This is a genomic window from Cognatishimia sp. SS12, from assembly GCF_028369055.1.
Lineage (GTDB): Bacteria > Pseudomonadota > Alphaproteobacteria > Rhodobacterales > Rhodobacteraceae > Cognatishimia.
Genome location: NZ_JAQNCZ010000003.1, coordinates 1 through 15442, shown reverse-complemented (window position 1 = coordinate 15442; position 15442 = coordinate 1). Strand labels below are relative to the sequence as shown.

The 15442-nt window shown below is 56.2% G+C and carries 15 protein-coding genes; 13 read left to right on the top strand and 2 right to left on the bottom strand.

Annotated features, from left to right (window positions below):
- Positions 1-354: 354 nt before the first annotated feature.
- Entirely contained in the window at positions 355-1110 is a 756-nt protein-coding gene (locus N6L24_RS07165) for an IclR family transcriptional regulator (protein ID WP_271843991.1), read from the bottom strand.
- 214 nt (positions 1111-1324) lie between these two features.
- On the opposite strand from N6L24_RS07165, the gene N6L24_RS07160 reads away from it, so the two are divergent.
- The 10 genes from N6L24_RS07160 to N6L24_RS07115 all read left to right on the top strand — a co-directional run bounded on the left by N6L24_RS07160 (position 1325) and on the right by N6L24_RS07115 (position 9944).
- Positions 1325-2161 (top strand): cyclase family protein, encoded by an 837-nt coding sequence (locus tag N6L24_RS07160; RefSeq protein WP_271843990.1) that lies wholly within the window; start codon positions 1325-1327, stop codon positions 2159-2161.
- A 66-nt stretch (positions 2162-2227) separates the two neighbouring features.
- Entirely contained in the window at positions 2228-2572 is a 345-nt protein-coding gene (locus N6L24_RS07155; protein ID WP_271843989.1) for a cupin domain-containing protein, read from the top strand.
- A gap of 1 nt (position 2573) precedes the next feature.
- Complete coding sequence (locus tag N6L24_RS07150) at positions 2574-3368, top strand: SDR family NAD(P)-dependent oxidoreductase (RefSeq protein ID WP_271843988.1); 795 nt, start codon at positions 2574-2576, stop codon at positions 3366-3368.
- A 3-nt stretch (positions 3369-3371) separates the two neighbouring features.
- Positions 3372-4295 carry a 3-hydroxyacyl-CoA dehydrogenase family protein gene (locus N6L24_RS07145; RefSeq protein ID WP_271843987.1) on the top strand — a complete coding sequence of 308 codons (924 nt, stop codon included), beginning with the start codon at positions 3372-3374 and terminating at the stop codon, positions 4293-4295.
- A 48-nt stretch (positions 4296-4343) separates the two neighbouring features.
- Complete coding sequence (locus N6L24_RS07140; RefSeq protein ID WP_271843986.1) at positions 4344-5624, top strand: ABC transporter substrate-binding protein; 1281 nt, start codon at positions 4344-4346, stop codon at positions 5622-5624.
- Positions 5625-5674: 50 nt separating this feature from the next.
- Positions 5675-6403 carry an ABC transporter ATP-binding protein gene (locus N6L24_RS07135; RefSeq protein WP_271843985.1) on the top strand — a complete coding sequence of 243 codons (729 nt, stop codon included), beginning with the start codon at positions 5675-5677 and terminating at the stop codon, positions 6401-6403.
- The gene (locus N6L24_RS07130; protein WP_271843984.1) at positions 6396-7103 is read left to right on the top strand and encodes an ABC transporter ATP-binding protein; all 708 of its coding nucleotides are present in this window, start codon (positions 6396-6398) and stop codon (positions 7101-7103) included. Before N6L24_RS07135 ends, N6L24_RS07130 begins: the two co-directional genes overlap by 8 nt.
- A gap of 1 nt (position 7104) precedes the next feature.
- The gene (locus N6L24_RS07125) at positions 7105-7968 is read left to right on the top strand and encodes a branched-chain amino acid ABC transporter permease (protein ID WP_271843983.1); all 864 of its coding nucleotides are present in this window, start codon (positions 7105-7107) and stop codon (positions 7966-7968) included.
- The gene (locus tag N6L24_RS07120) at positions 7965-8993 is read left to right on the top strand and encodes a branched-chain amino acid ABC transporter permease (RefSeq protein WP_271843982.1); all 1029 of its coding nucleotides are present in this window, start codon (positions 7965-7967) and stop codon (positions 8991-8993) included. The genes N6L24_RS07125 and N6L24_RS07120 overlap by 4 nt, the downstream gene beginning before the upstream one ends.
- A 12-nt stretch (positions 8994-9005) precedes the next feature.
- Positions 9006-9944 carry a 3-keto-5-aminohexanoate cleavage protein gene (locus N6L24_RS07115; protein WP_271843981.1) on the top strand — a complete coding sequence of 313 codons (939 nt, stop codon included), beginning with the start codon at positions 9006-9008 and terminating at the stop codon, positions 9942-9944.
- Positions 9945-10364: 420 nt separating this feature from the next.
- Here N6L24_RS07115 and N6L24_RS07110 read toward each other — a convergent pair whose 3' ends face one another.
- A complete protein-coding gene (locus tag N6L24_RS07110; protein ID WP_271843980.1) occupies positions 10365-11087 on the bottom strand; it encodes an SDR family NAD(P)-dependent oxidoreductase in 723 nt (240 codons plus the stop codon).
- Positions 11088-11234: 147 nt separating this feature from the next.
- Here N6L24_RS07110 and N6L24_RS07105 point away from each other — a divergent pair, with 147 nt between their 5' ends.
- The 3 genes from N6L24_RS07105 (at position 11235) to N6L24_RS07095 (ending at position 15161) form a co-directional block, all read left to right on the top strand.
- Positions 11235-11963: a GntR family transcriptional regulator gene (locus tag N6L24_RS07105; RefSeq protein ID WP_271843979.1), complete on the top strand. Its 729-nt coding sequence runs from the start codon at positions 11235-11237 to the stop codon at positions 11961-11963.
- Between the two features lie 36 nt (positions 11964-11999).
- On the top strand, positions 12000-13004 hold the full coding sequence (locus tag N6L24_RS07100; RefSeq protein WP_271843978.1) for a TAXI family TRAP transporter solute-binding subunit: 1005 nt from the start codon (positions 12000-12002) through the stop codon (positions 13002-13004).
- Between the two features lie 144 nt (positions 13005-13148).
- Entirely contained in the window at positions 13149-15161 is a 2013-nt protein-coding gene (locus N6L24_RS07095) for a TRAP transporter permease (RefSeq protein ID WP_271843977.1), read from the top strand.
- The last annotated feature ends 281 nt before the right edge of the window (positions 15162-15442 follow it).

The following is a 15442-nucleotide window of genomic DNA, read 5'->3' as shown; positions in this document are numbered from 1 at the left end:
CGGACTTGTTTCGTTCAGGGTCACTTTTCAATAGGTTACGAGGCCCAAGTAAACGGTTTTTCACAGTCCCCCGCGCAGGCGAAAGGGCAAAGAAAAACCGCTGAGGGGGCGGCCATCCATCGCAACGGTATAGAAGAATATTTCCATCCTATTACGGACGGCATTTCTGGTCTGACCTCAACCCAATTGGCGGTGAGATCATGCGCTGGCGCATCGCGAACGAATGCGCCGAGCGCCCCATTGCTCTTTGAAGCGCCTCTTGCCGAGGGGCACGCCGACCCCTCGAAATTGAGGGAATCCAACATGGGCGCACCGCAGTTCATGACCAACCCGGTTCTCACCTCCGCTCTGTGTTTACTCAAATGTGCGCTGAATATTCGCACTGGTGTCGATGAGGGCCTTTTCAATTGTCTTCCTTTGTTCGGCAAAGCGAGTTGACGGAACCGGGACGGATATGGAGTGCAATTCTCCCGCCCAATCATGAAAGGCAAACCCGATCGCCGAGACGCCGGAAGCATGCTCGTCGAGATCGTAGGCGAGCCCGCGTGTGCGAACATCTTCAAGTTGCTCCAGCAATTCGGCCATATCCCGCTTCACACCGTTTCGGTCCCATTCATTGCGGATCAGCTTGGTTGCCTCCTGCTGGTCCATTTTAGCCAAGCAGGCTTTGCCGTTGGCGGTTGTGGTCAGGGGGAATACCTCTCCGACCTTGGAGACAGTGGTCAGCCGATGCGTTCCTGGAACCTGATCCAGAAAAACCATGCCAATGCCGCGCATCACGGCAAGATCTGTGGTCTCTCCAGTCTTTTGGGTCAACTCGGTCAGCAGCAAGCGGCAGTGTTCCACGATGTTATATTGCGCTGCGCCCGCCAGTGCGCTGAGTTCCGGGCCAAGCCTTAGACCGCCGCCCTGAGCATCGCTGATAACGAAATTTTCTTCCGCCAAAGCGCTTGTGATTCTCTGTACCGTAGAGCGGGGCAGGTCCACCTGCTCGGCGATCTTACCCAGGCTCATACCTGCCTGCGCTTCTTTCAGAACCCGCAGGATCGATGCTGCACGCGATATAACCTGGATCCCGGTTCGGTCGCTTTTTGTTTCCTTTTCAGACATGTCCCGCCTTTCTTGTGGTCGTTTGCCGCCCTGAGTCCCGAAGCTATTTCAATCAGTACTGTCCCGCATTGCGATACATGTCAACCGCATCGTAAACTTTTTCTTGACCGCAATGCGGTGCGCATGCATCACTATGTGGAACAGGTGGAGGAGCCACCCTGACAATTTGAAACCAGAAACGCCGGGGCTCCGGCGAACAGAGGAGATGTGCCAAATGGTTGAAATCCGCGGCATCGAGTTCCAGGCCAATGACGATAACGACATGGGGCTGGAGTTTGTGAACTTGAGCCACCGGTTTGGTTACCAGTGTCCGAACTGGCCCTATTTCAAGGACGTCCAGATTGACCGGAAGCACTACATGGCCAAATCCGGCGTACTGAGCCAGACGATCACCACCACGATGCATGTCACCACGCACATCGATGCGCCTGCACATGTGGTGCAAGGCACGCCCTTCATTGACGAAGTGCCGCTGCCACATTTCTTCGGCTCGGGTCTGGTCGTGTCGATCCCTAAGAAGAAGTGGGAATCCATCACCGGCGACGATCTGGAAAAAGCCTGTGGCCACGCCATTCGCAAGGGTGATGTGCTTATCATCAACACCGGTTGGCATAAGCAGTATGAAGATGGCGATTACTTTGCCTACTGTCCCGGCCTTGTTCAATCCGCTGCGGATTGGATGGTTGAAAAGGGTGTAAAGGTTGTTGGCCACGACACCCAGGCCAACGACCACCCGCTTGCCACGGCCATTGGCCCTCAACGGAACGGCCCGATCCTCCCGCACCTTGAGGAAGAATACAAGGAATGGTCCGGCGGCAGAGACTGGAAAGACGATTTCCCCGAGTGGGAACCGGTTCACAACACCCTGTTTTCGAATGGAATTATGGGGATTGAAAATGTCGGCGGCGATCTGGACTCCGTCACCGGAAAGCGGGTGACCTTTGCCTTCTTCCCGTGGAACTGGGATCGCGGCGACGGCTGCATCATCCGGTTGGTTGCCATGGCTGACAAAAGTCAGAATTACCGCATCGAAGCGGGCGAAGAATTCTGATCGCTCCCTGACGGGTCGCCGGGCAACCGGCGGTCGTCTTTTCACTGAAATTTCGGGAGGAGACCCATGCACATCAAGCGCTTCAATGACGCCCAGCCCTATGAGGCTCCGAACCATTTTGGCTGTTATGGCCTGCGGTTGCAGGGGTTCGAAGTAGGTGGCCCGACAAACCAGTGGGTTGGTTATAGTCAGTTTCTTCCTGGCGGCGGGGCTGGACCGGACAGTACGCCCTTTGAAAAGGTCTATGTTCTGCTGGAAGGCGAGATGACGCTGACCATTGATGGTAAAGAGACCACGCTTGGCCCGCTTGACAGCTGCACTATTCCGCCGGGCGAGGTGCGCCTTCTGGAAAATCGATCCAACCAGACCAGCAAGATGTTGGTTGTCATTCCTTACCCTTCGGAGAGCTGACATGAACGTAATGGCAAACCCTCTTTCCATGTTCGATGTGAAAGGCAACACCGCTTTGATCACCGGCGCTTCGGGCGCGTTTGGTATGGTCGCGGCTCGCATTCTGGCGGGCGCGGGATGCAAGCTGGTGCTGGTCGCGGGGAATCAGTCTGCGCTGGACGAGATCACCGAAGAATGCCGCAGCATGGGCGCCGAAGTCACCGCTATCAACACCCGCCCGACCGATGAAGACATCTGCAACGGCTTGGTGGCCCAAGCAGTCAAAGCCTATGGCGCGCTGGACATACTGGTGGTCGCTTCAGGCATGAACAAAGTCGCGCTGATCAATGACATGACACCTGAAACTTTCAATTCCGTCATGGAAGCCAATGTGAGTCAAAGCTGGCTTTTGGCGCGCGCTGCCGCTGGCCAGATGAAAGCCCAAGGGCATGGTAAAATCGTTCTTGTTTCGTCTGCACGCGGCCTTTTGGGCCACCCGGCAGGGTATACAGCATATTGTGCGTCCAAAGCCGCAACAGACGGGATCACCAAATCTCTGGGCTGTGAGCTGGGCGCACATGGGATCACCGTGAATGCGATTGCGCCAACCGTGTTCCGCTCACCCTTGACCGCATGGATGTTCGAAGACACCCCGGAGGCCAAAAAGGTCCGCGATGGCTTTTTGGCCCGCGTGCCTGTTGGTCGTCTGGGCGAGCCGGAAGATTTGGCCGGGCCATTGTTGTTCCTGGCCTCGAAGGCATCTGATTTTTACACCGGGCATATCCTTTATGCCGACGGTGGCTATACGGCGGGCTGAACGATGGTTGCCAAGAAACAGCAGATCGCCGTTATCGGTGCAGGCCTTATGGGGCACGGGATTGCCCTGACATTCGCGCGCGCAGGTCAATATGTCAGAATTACCGATCCGGTCGAAGATACTCTACTTTCGGCGCCAAAGAGGATTTCCGAAAGCCTCCGTCTGCTGGGTGCACGCGACACGGAAATTGCTGCCACCCTCAAAAAAATTGAACTGTGCGGCTCTGTGGCGGGGGCCGTCGGCGAGGCGAAGTTTGTGTTTGAAGCCGCGCCTGAAAAGCTTGAACTCAAACAGAAAATCTTCGCCGAGGTTGAGGAACATGTGCCCGAGGACGCGATCCTTGCGTCCAACACATCAGTTATTCAGATCAGCAAAATCATGGCGGAGCTGCGCCTGAAAGGCCGCGCGATCGGCACCCATTGGTGGAACCCGCCACATATGATCCCGCTTGTTGAAGTGGTAAAGACCCAGTGGACTGACCCCGTTGTGGCAAATGCGATCTTCGACTTGCTGGAAGACGCAAGCAAGACGCCGGTCATGGTTGAAAAAGACGTGCCGGGGTTCATCGGCAATCGGCTACAGCATGCTTTGTGGCGCGAAGCCGTAAGCCTTGTTGAAAATGGTATCTGCGACGCTGAGGCAGTTGATACCGTGGTGAAATCCTGTTTTGGGCGCCGCCTTGCTGTGCTCGGCCCGCTGGAAAATGCTGACCTTGTTGGCACCGACCTCACGCTCGATATCCACGAAAACGTCCTGCACGACCTCGAAAGCCGCCAAGGGCCGTCGCCTTATTTGGAAAAACTCGTGGCCGATGGCCGGTTGGGCATGAAGTCGGGCGAAGGGTTTCGCAAATGGACGAAAGACGAAGCGGACGCGGTCCGTGCCCGTGTCGCCCGCCACCTGACGAAACTAGAAACCATACTGTAAGATTCACGAAAGAAGTCGGCGAGGAGGTCGACGAAAGGGAGGAAGAGAATGACAAAGATTTTTAGGTCGCCTTCGCGGCGCAGCTTTCTGACCGGTGCCACAGCCGCATTGGCCGCTCCGGCACTTCTGAGCGCGACACGCGCCTACGCCGCCAACCCGACCTTGCGCATTGGCCATGTCAGTCCGCGCACTGGCCCGCTCGCGGGTTTTGCAGAGGCGGATGATTATGTGCTTGCGGGCATCAAAAAAGCCTTAGCTGGCGGGATCGAGAACAACGGCAAGAGCTGGAATGTCGAGATCCTATCGAAGGACAGCCAGTCGAATCCGAACCGTGCCGCCGAGGTGGCTGCCGATTTAATTCTTGGTGACGAGGTCGACATCATCGTTGCCGCCTCGACCCCTGACACGGTGAACCCTGTCGCGGACCAGGCTGAAGTGAATGAGGTGCCTTGCATCACCACCGATTGTCCGTGGCAGCCCTATTTCTTTGGCCGCAATGGTGTGCCGGGTGAGGGCTTTGCCTCGACCTATCATTTCTTCTGGGGTTTGGAAGATGTGATCGGCGCGTTCCTTGATATGTGGGGCAAGTCGGGCGTCGCTAAATCCGTCGGTGGGCTGTTCCCGAACGACGCCGACGGCAACGCCTGGGGTCATCCTGAACTGGGCTTGCCCAAACCCCTGGCTGAGGCCGGTTACAATCTGGTCGACCCAGGCCGGTTTCAGCCTTTGTCGGATGATTTCTCCAATTATATTGCCGCTTTCAAGAATGCGGGTTGTGAGATCGTTACCGGCAACATGATTCCGCCAGATTTTGCCACCTTCTGGGCGCAGGCTGCGCAACAGGGCTTCACCCCAAAAGTCGTGACCATCGGCAAGGCTTTGCTATTCCCATCTGTTATCGAATCCCTCGGCGAGCGCGGCGACGGCCTCTCTTCCGAAGTGTGGTGGTCTCCGAACCATCCCTTCTCGTCCTCCTTATCGGGCGCGTCTTCCAAAGATCTGGCCGAAGGATACGTCGCCGCATCCGGCCGCAGCTGGACACAGCCGATCGGTTTTAAACACGCCTTGTTCGAAGTTGTCGCGGATGTGGCAAAGCGGGCAGAAGACCTGGAAGACCCAGAGGCCATCGTTGCAGCCATCAATGGCACCAACCTCGACACCATTGTCGGCAATGTGAACTGGGCAAACGGGCCGATCAACAACGTCACCAAAACACCCCTGGTCGCTGGCCAGTGGCAAAAGGACGGTGATGCGATGGATCTGAAAATCGTGGCGAATTCTGCGGCTCCGAACATCCCACTGACAGGCGAGCTAAAACTGCTTGGCTAAACCCCAATGGGTGGTGCCCAGGTGCCGCCCTATCATCTGGTGAGGATACCATGAGTGCGATTCTGAAACTCGACAGGCTGAGCAAAGCCTTTGGTGCCGTGACTGTGGCTGACGCGCTTAGCTACGAGGTGCAGGAGGGCGAAGCTTTGGGTGTGATCGGGCCTAACGGGGCGGGAAAGACTTCGATGTTCAACCTGATCACTGGAACCCTGTCCGCAAATTCCGGCACGGTGGAGTTCGCAGGTCAAGACGTCACAAAATGGAACGCGGCCCGCCGCAGTCATGCAGGCGTAGCGCGTTCGTTTCAGGTGCCCCAGCCGTTTTCCGGCATGACTGTGTTCGAAAACGCGATGATCGCCGCGACACAATCTGCGGGTCTGTATGGGCATGAAGCCGAACGATTTTGCCTGCATGTGCTGGAGCAGACTGAACTGCTGCCCAAGGCCAATGTGTTCGCCGGAAGCTTGACCTTGCTGGAACGGAAGCGGCTAGAATTGACCCGGGCGCTATGTGCCAAGCCAAAGCTGTTGCTGCTGGACGAGATCGCCGGGGGCCTGACCGAGGCTGAATGTGCCTCGCTGGTGCAGACGATCAAAGACATCCATGCCTCGGGGGTGACGATCATCTGGATCGAGCATGTGGTGCATGCCCTGTTGGAAGTCGTAGACCGGCTGATCGTGATTGATTTCGGAAAGCAAATCGCCGAGGGCGAGCCGCATGCGATCATGAACAGCCCGGAAGTAAAAGAAATTTATCTGGGGATTGAAGCTGATGCCTGAACCTATTCTCCAGATACAAGGGCTTAACGCCCACTACGGTGATTTTCAGGCGTTGTATGGCGTCGATATGGAAGTTTCAGAGGGCGAGGTGCTTGCCGTCATTGGCTCCAACGGGGCCGGCAAGACCACGTTGATGCGCTCGATCACCGGGCTTTTGTCCAATGGTCCGGGTCAGATCAAATATCACGACAAGGACATCAGCCGTCTGCGTGCCGATGAGATCGCCATTCAAGGCCTCTCTATGGTGCCCGAAGGGCGACAGCTATTCCCGTCGTTATCGGTGCGCGAAAACCTGATGATCGGGGCGCAGGTCGGCCGCAAGGGACCTTGGTCGCTAGAGTCTGTCTACAAACTGTTTCCGATCCTAGAAGAGCGCAAGGACCAGCAATCCACCTCTTTGTCTGGCGGACAACAGCAGATGGTTGCGATTGGCCGCGCGTTGATGGCCAATCCCGACTTGATCCTGTTCGACGAGATCAGTCTTGGCCTGGCACCGATCATCATAAAGGATATCTACGATGCGCTGCCCGGCATCATTGGCGAAGGCATGAGTGCCATCATCGTTGAGCAGGACATCAGCAAGGCGCTCTCAGTGTCGTCCCGCGTCTATTGCCTGCAAGAGGGGCGCGTCTCGCTTGAGGGCACCTCAGATACAGTATCGCGTGAGGACATTTCCCGCGCCTATTTCGGGATCGAATAACATGGACTGGCTAAATGTAATCGTTCAAGGCACTTTGCTGGGCGGGCTATACGCCCTGTTTGCGGCCGGTTTGTCGCTGATCTTCGGGGTCATGCGACTGGTCAACATCTCGCATGGAGACCTGATTGTTCTGGCGGCCTATCTGGGGCTGACCGTTACCTCCGCCACCGGGCTGCATCCGCTTCTTGCGCTGGTCTTGGTTGTCCCGACGATGGGTGTGATCGGCTATGTGCTGCAACGTGGGTTGCTGAACCAGACACTGGGCGACGATCTGTTGCCCCCCTTGCTCGTGACTTTCGGGTTGAGCGTCATCATTCAGAACGGTCTGTTAGAGGTGTATACCGCTGACCCGCAAAAGATGGATGCAGGTACACTGGAAACCGCAAGCTTAGCAGTAGGCGGTCTCAATCTGGGTGTGCTGCCGCTTTTGACCTTCGCTGTCGCCATCGTGGTGATCTGGGGCTTGCAATGGACATTTTACCACACTGCCCTTGGCCGCGCATTCCGCGCCGTCTCAGATAATCAGGACATTGCGCAGCTCATGGGGCTGAACCGTCGCCATATCTTTGGTGTCGCCATGGCGCTGGCGCTGGGGGTAACGGCGATTGCCGGTGTTTTGCTCGGCATCCGCACCAGCTTTGACCCCTCGATTGGCGGTGGCCGGCTGATCTTTGGCTTTGAGGCCGTGATCATCGGCGGACTTGGCAATCTTTGGGGCACGCTGGCTGGTGGTGTGATCCTGGGTGTGGCCCAGACCGTGGGTGCCAAGGTCGACCCGGGTTGGCAGATCCTATCCGGTCACCTGGCTTTTCTCTTTATCCTCGCAATCCGCCCCAACGGCCTGTTCCCTAGGATTTCAGCATGACCCTGCAGGATTATCACGTTACCCGTTCCTCAAATGCTGCCCGCACCGCCGCAATTCTGGGCGCACTCATTCTGATCGCGCTTGTGGCAGCCCCCTGGTGGGCTGGCCGGGCCGATATGCGGCTGATGGGAGAAATATTTCTTTACCTCGCGCTGGCGAGCCTGTGGAACCTGATGGCTGGCTATGCCGGGCTTGTTTCGGTCGGCCAGCAGGCCTTTGTCGGCTTTGGCGGATACATGCTGTTTGCCCTGACGATGTTCGCTGGGCTGCACCCGATTGCAGCCATCGGGCTGGCGGGCGTGTTTGGCGCTTTGGTTTCGGTCCCGGTGGCGGTTCTGATCTTCCGGTTGCGCGGCGCCTACTTTGCCATCGGCACCTGGGTGATCGCCGAAGTGTTCCGCCTTGGGTTCGCACAGATCTCGTCTCTTGGGGGCGGGTCGGGCTCTTCTCTGCCTGTGGCCATCGTGAAATCGTTGGCCTCCAAACGCGCGATGCGTGAATCGCTCAGCTATTGGCTGGCGCTTGGGGCTGCCGTGACCGTCATCACCGCCGTTTACCTGTTTCTGCGCTCGCGAAAGGGGCTGGCCCTGACCGCGATCCGCGACAACGAACTGGCGGCGCGCAGCCTAGGCATCGATATTTGGCGCACCAAGTTCACCGTCTATGTGGTCACTTCGGCGCTCACCGCGATGATCGGCGCTCTGATCTTTCTGCAAAAACTGCGGATATCACCCGATGCGGCGTTCTCGGTCAACGACTGGACCGCCTTCGTTATTTTCATCGTGGTGATTGGCGGCATCGGTACCATCGAAGGGCCGATCGTCGGTACGCTGGTGTTCTTTGCCTTGCGCGAAACGCTGGCTGATCTCGGCACCATCTATCTGATCGTTCTGGGCGTGGTCGCCATCGTGATAATGCTGAAAGCACCCAAGGGTATTTGGGGCCTGATCCGCGCCCGTTTTGATCTGCAACTCTTTCCGCTGGGCTATCGCGTCATGGTTCCCGGTAAAACAGACAAATCCTGAGGAGCACGCCCAATGGCACGCCAAAAGAAAACCGTCATCACCTGCGCGATCACCGGGGCGATCCATACGCCCACCATGTCGCACGCGCTGCCCTATACCTATGACGACATTGCCATTCAAGCGATGGACGCCGCAGAGGCTGGCGCGTCGATCCTGCACCTGCATGCACGTGACAACGAAACCGGTGCACCGTCGGTTGATATCAAAAATTTCGCCCCCTTTCTGCCCCGGATCAAACAGGCAACGGATGCGGTCGTGAACATCTCGACCGGCGGGTCGCTGACCCTTTCAATTCAGGATCGGATCAACCCGGCCAAAACCTTCAGCCCCGAGATGTGTTCGATGAACATGGGCTCGATGAACTTCTCGTTCCACCCGCTGGCCAACCGTTACAAAGATGATGATTGGAAGTTCGACTGGGAGAAGGACTATGTCGCCAACTCTGACGGCAACATTTTCCGTAACACCTTCCGCGACATCAAGGAGGCGGCAGAGACCCTGGCACCGCATGACATCAAGTTCGAGCATGAATGCTATGACGTTGGCCACCTCTACAACCTGAAGTTTTGCATGGATATCGGGCTGTTCAAGGCACCCGTCTTCATCCAGTTCATCTTTGGTATCCTTGGTGGCATCGGGCCGGAAATCGACAACTTGGTCTTCATGAAGCGCACTGCAGATCGCCTATTTGGTGACGATTATCGTTGGTCGGTTCTGGGCGCGGGCGGCGCACAGATGACATTGGGCACGACTGCCACGCAGATGGGCGGCAACGTTCGCGTTGGGCTGGAAGACAGTCTGTTCATCTCGCGCGGCAAGTTGGCCGAAAGCAACGCAAGCCAGGTCGCCAAGATCCGCCGCATCGTCGAGGACCTCGGGTGCGAAGTGGCGACGCCGGATGAGGCGCGGGAGCTTCTGGATCTGAAGGGGGGCGACAAGGTCGCGTTTTGAGGTCAGCCAAAACTGGTGCCCGATCTCGTTCGGCATTAAGACCGATCTGCAATTTGCCTCTGCAGATGCGCGGAATACCTAACAACTGCTTCACCGGATCGATCTTGCTGATCCGGTGTGCGCCCCCCACCGGATGGCAAAGGGCGGGTCCGTGACAACATCTGCGTGGAACGGCTGTAGCGATCTGTGAAATGCGAATGCGCCTCGCTGCCTGGTTGGAAAACAGAAGCAAAGCCTATGCTTGAGACGCCAAATGGGTCGAGTTCTACAACCACAAACGTCCGCACAGGGCCCAGGGCGGCAGACCGCCCGCAGTGGCCACTGGTTGGAGACATGCGGCATGCAACCCGATCAGCAGGAGCGCAGAGGCGCTGAGGTTACATCCGATCCTATCCAACAAAGAGGGCGTCGCTCAGTTTTTCAAGAAGTAGACACCTTAACAGCGCTGACGCCTCCGTCGATTGCGACGACTTGTCCGTTTATGAAACTCGCGCTGTTGGATGTCAGCACTGCCGCCATCTCAGCCACTTCTTCCAAATGTGCCACACGGTGACTTGGGGTGGCATCCAACCAACCTTGGCGTGAGCTGGGGTCTGGCATCATGCCGCCGTCGATTGCGCCTGGCGCGAGGACGTTGACCCTGATGTTTTGGCTCGCAAGCTCTGCTGCCATGACACGAGCGAGAGATGCGATCGCCCCTTTGCTCGCGGCGTATGCGCTGCGACCGGGAACGCCAAACTGTCCATGAATCGACGTGATGAAGACAATCCGCCCGCCACGGCTCAACATATGTTTTACACAACGTTGTGCGACTCGGAAGGCACCCATCAGATTGACATCCAAATGCTGTGCCATCGCGGGTTCATCGAGTTCGCAGAAAGGTGCAGTTTTCATTATGCCAGCAGCGTGAATCAAAACGTCGATCCCGTCTAATCGCTTGACTGCCCAGTCAACTGCGCGTGCAACCGAGCCGGTGTCGGTCACATCAATGTCGACAAAATCAATGGTGCCATCTTTGGGCCGCCGCTGATCCATGCAGACCACATGATCGCCGCGCGCGACAAGATTGGACACGATTGCCTGGCCCAACGCGCCAGAACCGCCTGTAACGATAGATTTTAGCTGCTTAGTGTACGTATTCAATGACGAGATCCCTTGAGTCCCAGAGCATGAAGATATGATATCTTTCAAAATCATATTATAGAGCAGATGTATATATAGTAAATTCTTGCCTCTTGGCGGATCGTGCCCTAGTGTGCGACAAACAACGGGTAAAAAGGGGGGGACGTGTTGAAAAAGCCGAAGTCGGTAATTGCCGCCTTGACCGATGAGTTGCGCCGAGACATTTCGCTCGGGGTGATCAAACCCGGTGATAAGTTGAACATTGAAAGTTTGAAGCGGGACCATTCAGTCTCGCACCCTTCCGTCAGGGAAGCGTTGTCTATGCTGGTGGGCGAAGGATACGTTTGCTTCGAAGAATCAAAGGGTTTCCGCGTTCAGCAGTTGTCCAAAGCGGCCATGCAGGACACGATCCGAGTGCGCGCAGAACTTGAAGCCCTGGCGTTTGAATGGGCTGTTTCAAGGTCCAATTTGGATTGGCGGTCAAAGATTGTAGCGGCGCATTATGCGCTGTCCGAAGTCGAAGATCAGATGATCAAGGATTCGCATAATACGGTTTTGGAATGGGATGCGCGGAACCGTGAGTTTCATATGATGATTTCTGCGAATTGCGGGTCCCAGAAGCTGATCGACCTCATTGAACAGCAATATGACCAAAGTCGTCGCTTCCGGCTGATGGCCCATGCAGACAGTCGCAGCGAGACCTCGCGGATGCGCTGGGTCCGCAAGAGTGGTGAAGAACACAAGGCGTTGAAGGATGCTGTCTTGGCCGGTGATGTGAAAGCGGGCCGGGATATTCTGCGAAAACACATCACCAAAGCCCCCTTGCACGCGGTCAGTGGTGCTGCGGACGACAGCCAAGACATACAATCCAACCAAGAAATACAATCAAGGGCTTAATCTACCAACAAAAAGCCCCCAACACAGGAGGATCAGATGATCACAAAACTTAAGTCCATTGCCGTTGGCGCAGCCTTGTCGCTGGGCCTTGCCTCAGGCGCAATTGCGCAGGACATTCAGTTCTTTAGCATCGGTACAGGCGGCACAGCCTTCACCTATTATCCAGTTGGCGGTGTGATTGCGAATGCGATCTCCAAACCTCCGGGGTCTCGTGAATGTGGCCAAGGGGGCTCTTGTGGCGTTGACGGGCTGATTGCCTCGGCCGTGTCGTCACGCGGTTCGGTGGACAACGTGAATGCGATTATTTCCGGCCTGCGCAACTCAGGTTTCGCGCAATCCGACGTCGCCTATTGGGCCTATACCGGCACTGGGACCATGGAAGGCCAAGAACCCGCCAAAGAATTGCGCACCATCGCGGCGCTGTTTGAAGAGCACATCCACCTTGTGGCGCTTGCTGACAGCGGCATTAACTCCGTCGCGGATCTCGCGGGCAAGGCCGTGTCTCTGGATGAGCCTGGCTCAGGCACTTTCGTTGACGCGACGCTGATCCTGGAAGCCAACGGCCTGGGCATCGATGATGTGAAGGCCGAAGCCCTGAAAGGGAATGCGGCAGCAGAGGCCCTGCGCAATGGCAAAATTGATGCTTTCTTTGCAGTGGCCGGCTACCCAACGGGTGGCATTGTTGAACTTGCATCCTCGGCTGATATCAAATTGGTTCCGATTGATGGCGCGGGTGCCGCAGCACTGACTGAAAAATTTGGCTTCTTTGCACAATCCGAAATCCCAGCGGGCGTTTATGAAGGCATCGATGCGGTTTCCACCGTTTCTGTCGGCGCGCAATGGTTCACCTCTGCAAAAGAGGACGAAGAGCTGATCTATAACATCACCAAAGCACTGTGGAACGATGAGTCCCGCAAGCTGCTGGACGTGGGCCATGCCAAAGGCGCGACCATTACAGCAGACACAGCTTTGAACGGTATCGGTGTGCCTTTGCACCCAGGTGCTGAACGCTTCTATCGCGAAGCAGGTCTGCTTCAGTAAGGTGTGACATTTTGGGGGAAGGGTCTGCGCAATCTGCTCAGGCCCTTTTTCTATGGCATGCTCGCATCGATAGGCACGCCTTTTAGCCCCCATACAAACTGAGCGGCAGACAAACTACAGTCTGCAAATTCGAAGGATGATCGAATGAGTGACAAAGATCTCACCGCTGAAGAACTCGCGGCTATTGAGCGAAAGTATGATTCAGAATCCGCTTTCCGGCCGACCGGTGACAGAATTGGCAAGGTGATCACCGCAGCCCTCGTGGCGATGACCCTGTATCATGTCTATCAAGCCGGGTTTGGGACCACAAACGAACTCATGCGCTTTGGTGTGCATTTGGCATTTGTGTTGGGCCTGACCTTTTTGCTGTTCTCTTGGCGGCGCAGCCCGGACACTAACCTCCCGCCCAAAGTGTGGTACCGCGTAGACGGGGTGAATATTCTGGATATCATCCTCGCGCTCCTTGCCGTGGCTGCGGCAATGTATCTGCCATTGTTGCCATTGGACGTGGCCGCTGCGCGCGCGGGCAACCCGAATGCCATGGATACCTTCATGGGCTCGGTCGTTCTGCTTTTTACCTTAGAGGCGGCGCGCCGCTCAATTGGCCCGACGCTTCCGGCGATTGCCCTGATCTTTGTGTTGTATGCGATCTTTGGCCGCTATGCACCGGGACCTCTGATCCATGCAGGCGTCTCATGGGCTGGGTTTGTTGATGGCATCTACGGCGCGCAAGGCATTTACGGCATCGCGATTGGCGCAATGGCGAAATACGTTTTCTTGTTTGTGGTCTTCGGCGTTCTTTCAACTCGTATCGGTTTAGGGGCGTTGTTCATTGATCTTGCGACCGCCTTGGCGGGCCGGTTTTCTGGTGGCCCTGCAAAAGTGGCGATCTGCGCCTCTGCCTTCATGGGTTCGATTTCAGGCTCTTCAATTGCCAACACCGTCACAACAGGATCTTTGACGATTCCAGCAATGAAAAAAGTTGGGTACCCACCCCACTTTTCTGGTGCTGTTGAGGCCACGGCTTCGACAGGTGGTCAGATTACGCCCCCCGTTATGGGGGCTGCTGCCTTCATCATGGTGGACTATCTGAATATTCCATTGCGGGATGTCTTGGCGGCCGCCTTGTTCCCAGCATTGCTGCACTACTTCGGTATCTTCGTCATGGTGCACCTAGAGGCGAAAAAGCTGGGTCTGCGCGGCTTGCGGGCCGAAGAACTGCCAAAAGTTATTCTGGTTCTGAAAGAGCACTGGATGGCGCTCGTCCCCTTGATCGTTCTGATCTACTCGATCTTCTCAGGACGCACGCCTGACTATGCAGGTGTGAATGCGATCATTGCCTGTGTTGTCGTGGGCTTCCTGAAGCCCAACAACCGTCTGACCATTCCCGCCCTTTACGCAGCGCTGGCCATGGGCGCGCGTAATACGATTGCGATTGGGACCGCAGCCGCCTGTGTGGGCGTCATCGTAGGCGTGATTACGCTGTCCGGCTCTGGTTTCCGGATCGGCGCAATTGTGATTACGACGGCCAATGACTTTGCGGGATTTTTCTCGGCTCTGCCAGTATTCAACTACTTTGATCTGCAACAATGGGCGCTGTTTTTCTCATTGGTTCTGGTGGCCATGGCCTGCATCGTAATGGGCGCCGGGGTGCCAACGACGGCGACCTATATTATTCTGGTGTCTGTGACAGCGGGTGCCTTCCAAATCCTTGGGGTCGAGCCGTTGGTGGCGCACTTCTTTGTGTTCTACTATGGTGTTCTGGCGGATATCACACCACCGGTAGCGCTTGCGGCTTATGCCGCAGCAGGCATTGCCGGATCGAACCCGTTCAAGACAGGGAATACAGCATTCCGCCTCGGTATTGCCAAAGCGCTCGTGCCATTTGTGTTTGTCTACTCGCCGGCTTTGTTGCTGGTGGCGGACGGATTCACCTGGGCGGCCTTTTCTATCACTTTGGCAGGCGCCATGATGGGGATCGCTTCGCTTGGTGTCGCATTCTCTGGCTATCTGATTGCCCCTCTTGGCAAGTTGGAGCGCTACTGGATTGGCTTGGTCTCTGGGCTATTTATCGCGCCAGGACTTGCGACCTTTGTAATCGGTTTCATCCTTTTGCTTCCTGTCCTGGTCCTACAAGTAAGAGCGCGAAGGTCCTAGGACCCAGACGCGAAGGTCCTCGGACCCAGACGCGAAGGTCTTAGGAAACAGAAAAGACAATTAAACCCCGGGCGAGAACTCGGGGTTTAATTTTGTCCGACTGAACAGTTGGGAGTTTGGCGTCGCGCAAGAGCGACAGCGACTTCAGCTAGTCTATGGGTAATCCCCCCGAACATTAGGGGTGTTTGAAAGTAGAATTTTCTCGAATGATGAAAGAGGAGATTCTGATGAAGAAATCGAAATATAGCGACGCTCAGATCATGAGTATTTTGAAGCAGGCC

Bases quoted from the DNA above. Each gene is read 5' to 3' on its own strand.
- N6L24_RS07165 (WP_271843991.1), bottom strand. From the start codon at position 1,110: ATGTCTGAAAAGGAAACAAAAAGCGACCGAACCGGGATCCAGGTTATA.
- N6L24_RS07160 (WP_271843990.1), top strand. From the start codon at position 1,325: ATGGTTGAAATCCGCGGCATCGAGTTCCAGGCCAATGACGATAACGAC.
- N6L24_RS07155 (WP_271843989.1), top strand. From the start codon at position 2,228: ATGCACATCAAGCGCTTCAATGACGCCCAGCCCTATGAGGCTCCGAAC.
- N6L24_RS07150 (WP_271843988.1), top strand. From the start codon at position 2,574: ATGAACGTAATGGCAAACCCTCTTTCCATGTTCGATGTGAAAGGCAAC.
- N6L24_RS07145 (WP_271843987.1), top strand. From the start codon at position 3,372: ATGGTTGCCAAGAAACAGCAGATCGCCGTTATCGGTGCAGGCCTTATG.
- N6L24_RS07140 (WP_271843986.1), top strand. From the start codon at position 4,344: ATGACAAAGATTTTTAGGTCGCCTTCGCGGCGCAGCTTTCTGACCGGT.
- N6L24_RS07135 (WP_271843985.1), top strand. From the start codon at position 5,675: ATGAGTGCGATTCTGAAACTCGACAGGCTGAGCAAAGCCTTTGGTGCC.
- N6L24_RS07130 (WP_271843984.1), top strand. From the start codon at position 6,396: ATGCCTGAACCTATTCTCCAGATACAAGGGCTTAACGCCCACTACGGT.
- N6L24_RS07125 (WP_271843983.1), top strand. From the start codon at position 7,105: ATGGACTGGCTAAATGTAATCGTTCAAGGCACTTTGCTGGGCGGGCTA.
- N6L24_RS07120 (WP_271843982.1), top strand. From the start codon at position 7,965: ATGACCCTGCAGGATTATCACGTTACCCGTTCCTCAAATGCTGCCCGC.
- N6L24_RS07115 (WP_271843981.1), top strand. From the start codon at position 9,006: ATGGCACGCCAAAAGAAAACCGTCATCACCTGCGCGATCACCGGGGCG.
- N6L24_RS07100 (WP_271843978.1), top strand. From the start codon at position 12,000: ATGATCACAAAACTTAAGTCCATTGCCGTTGGCGCAGCCTTGTCGCTG.
- N6L24_RS07095 (WP_271843977.1), top strand. From the start codon at position 13,149: ATGAGTGACAAAGATCTCACCGCTGAAGAACTCGCGGCTATTGAGCGA.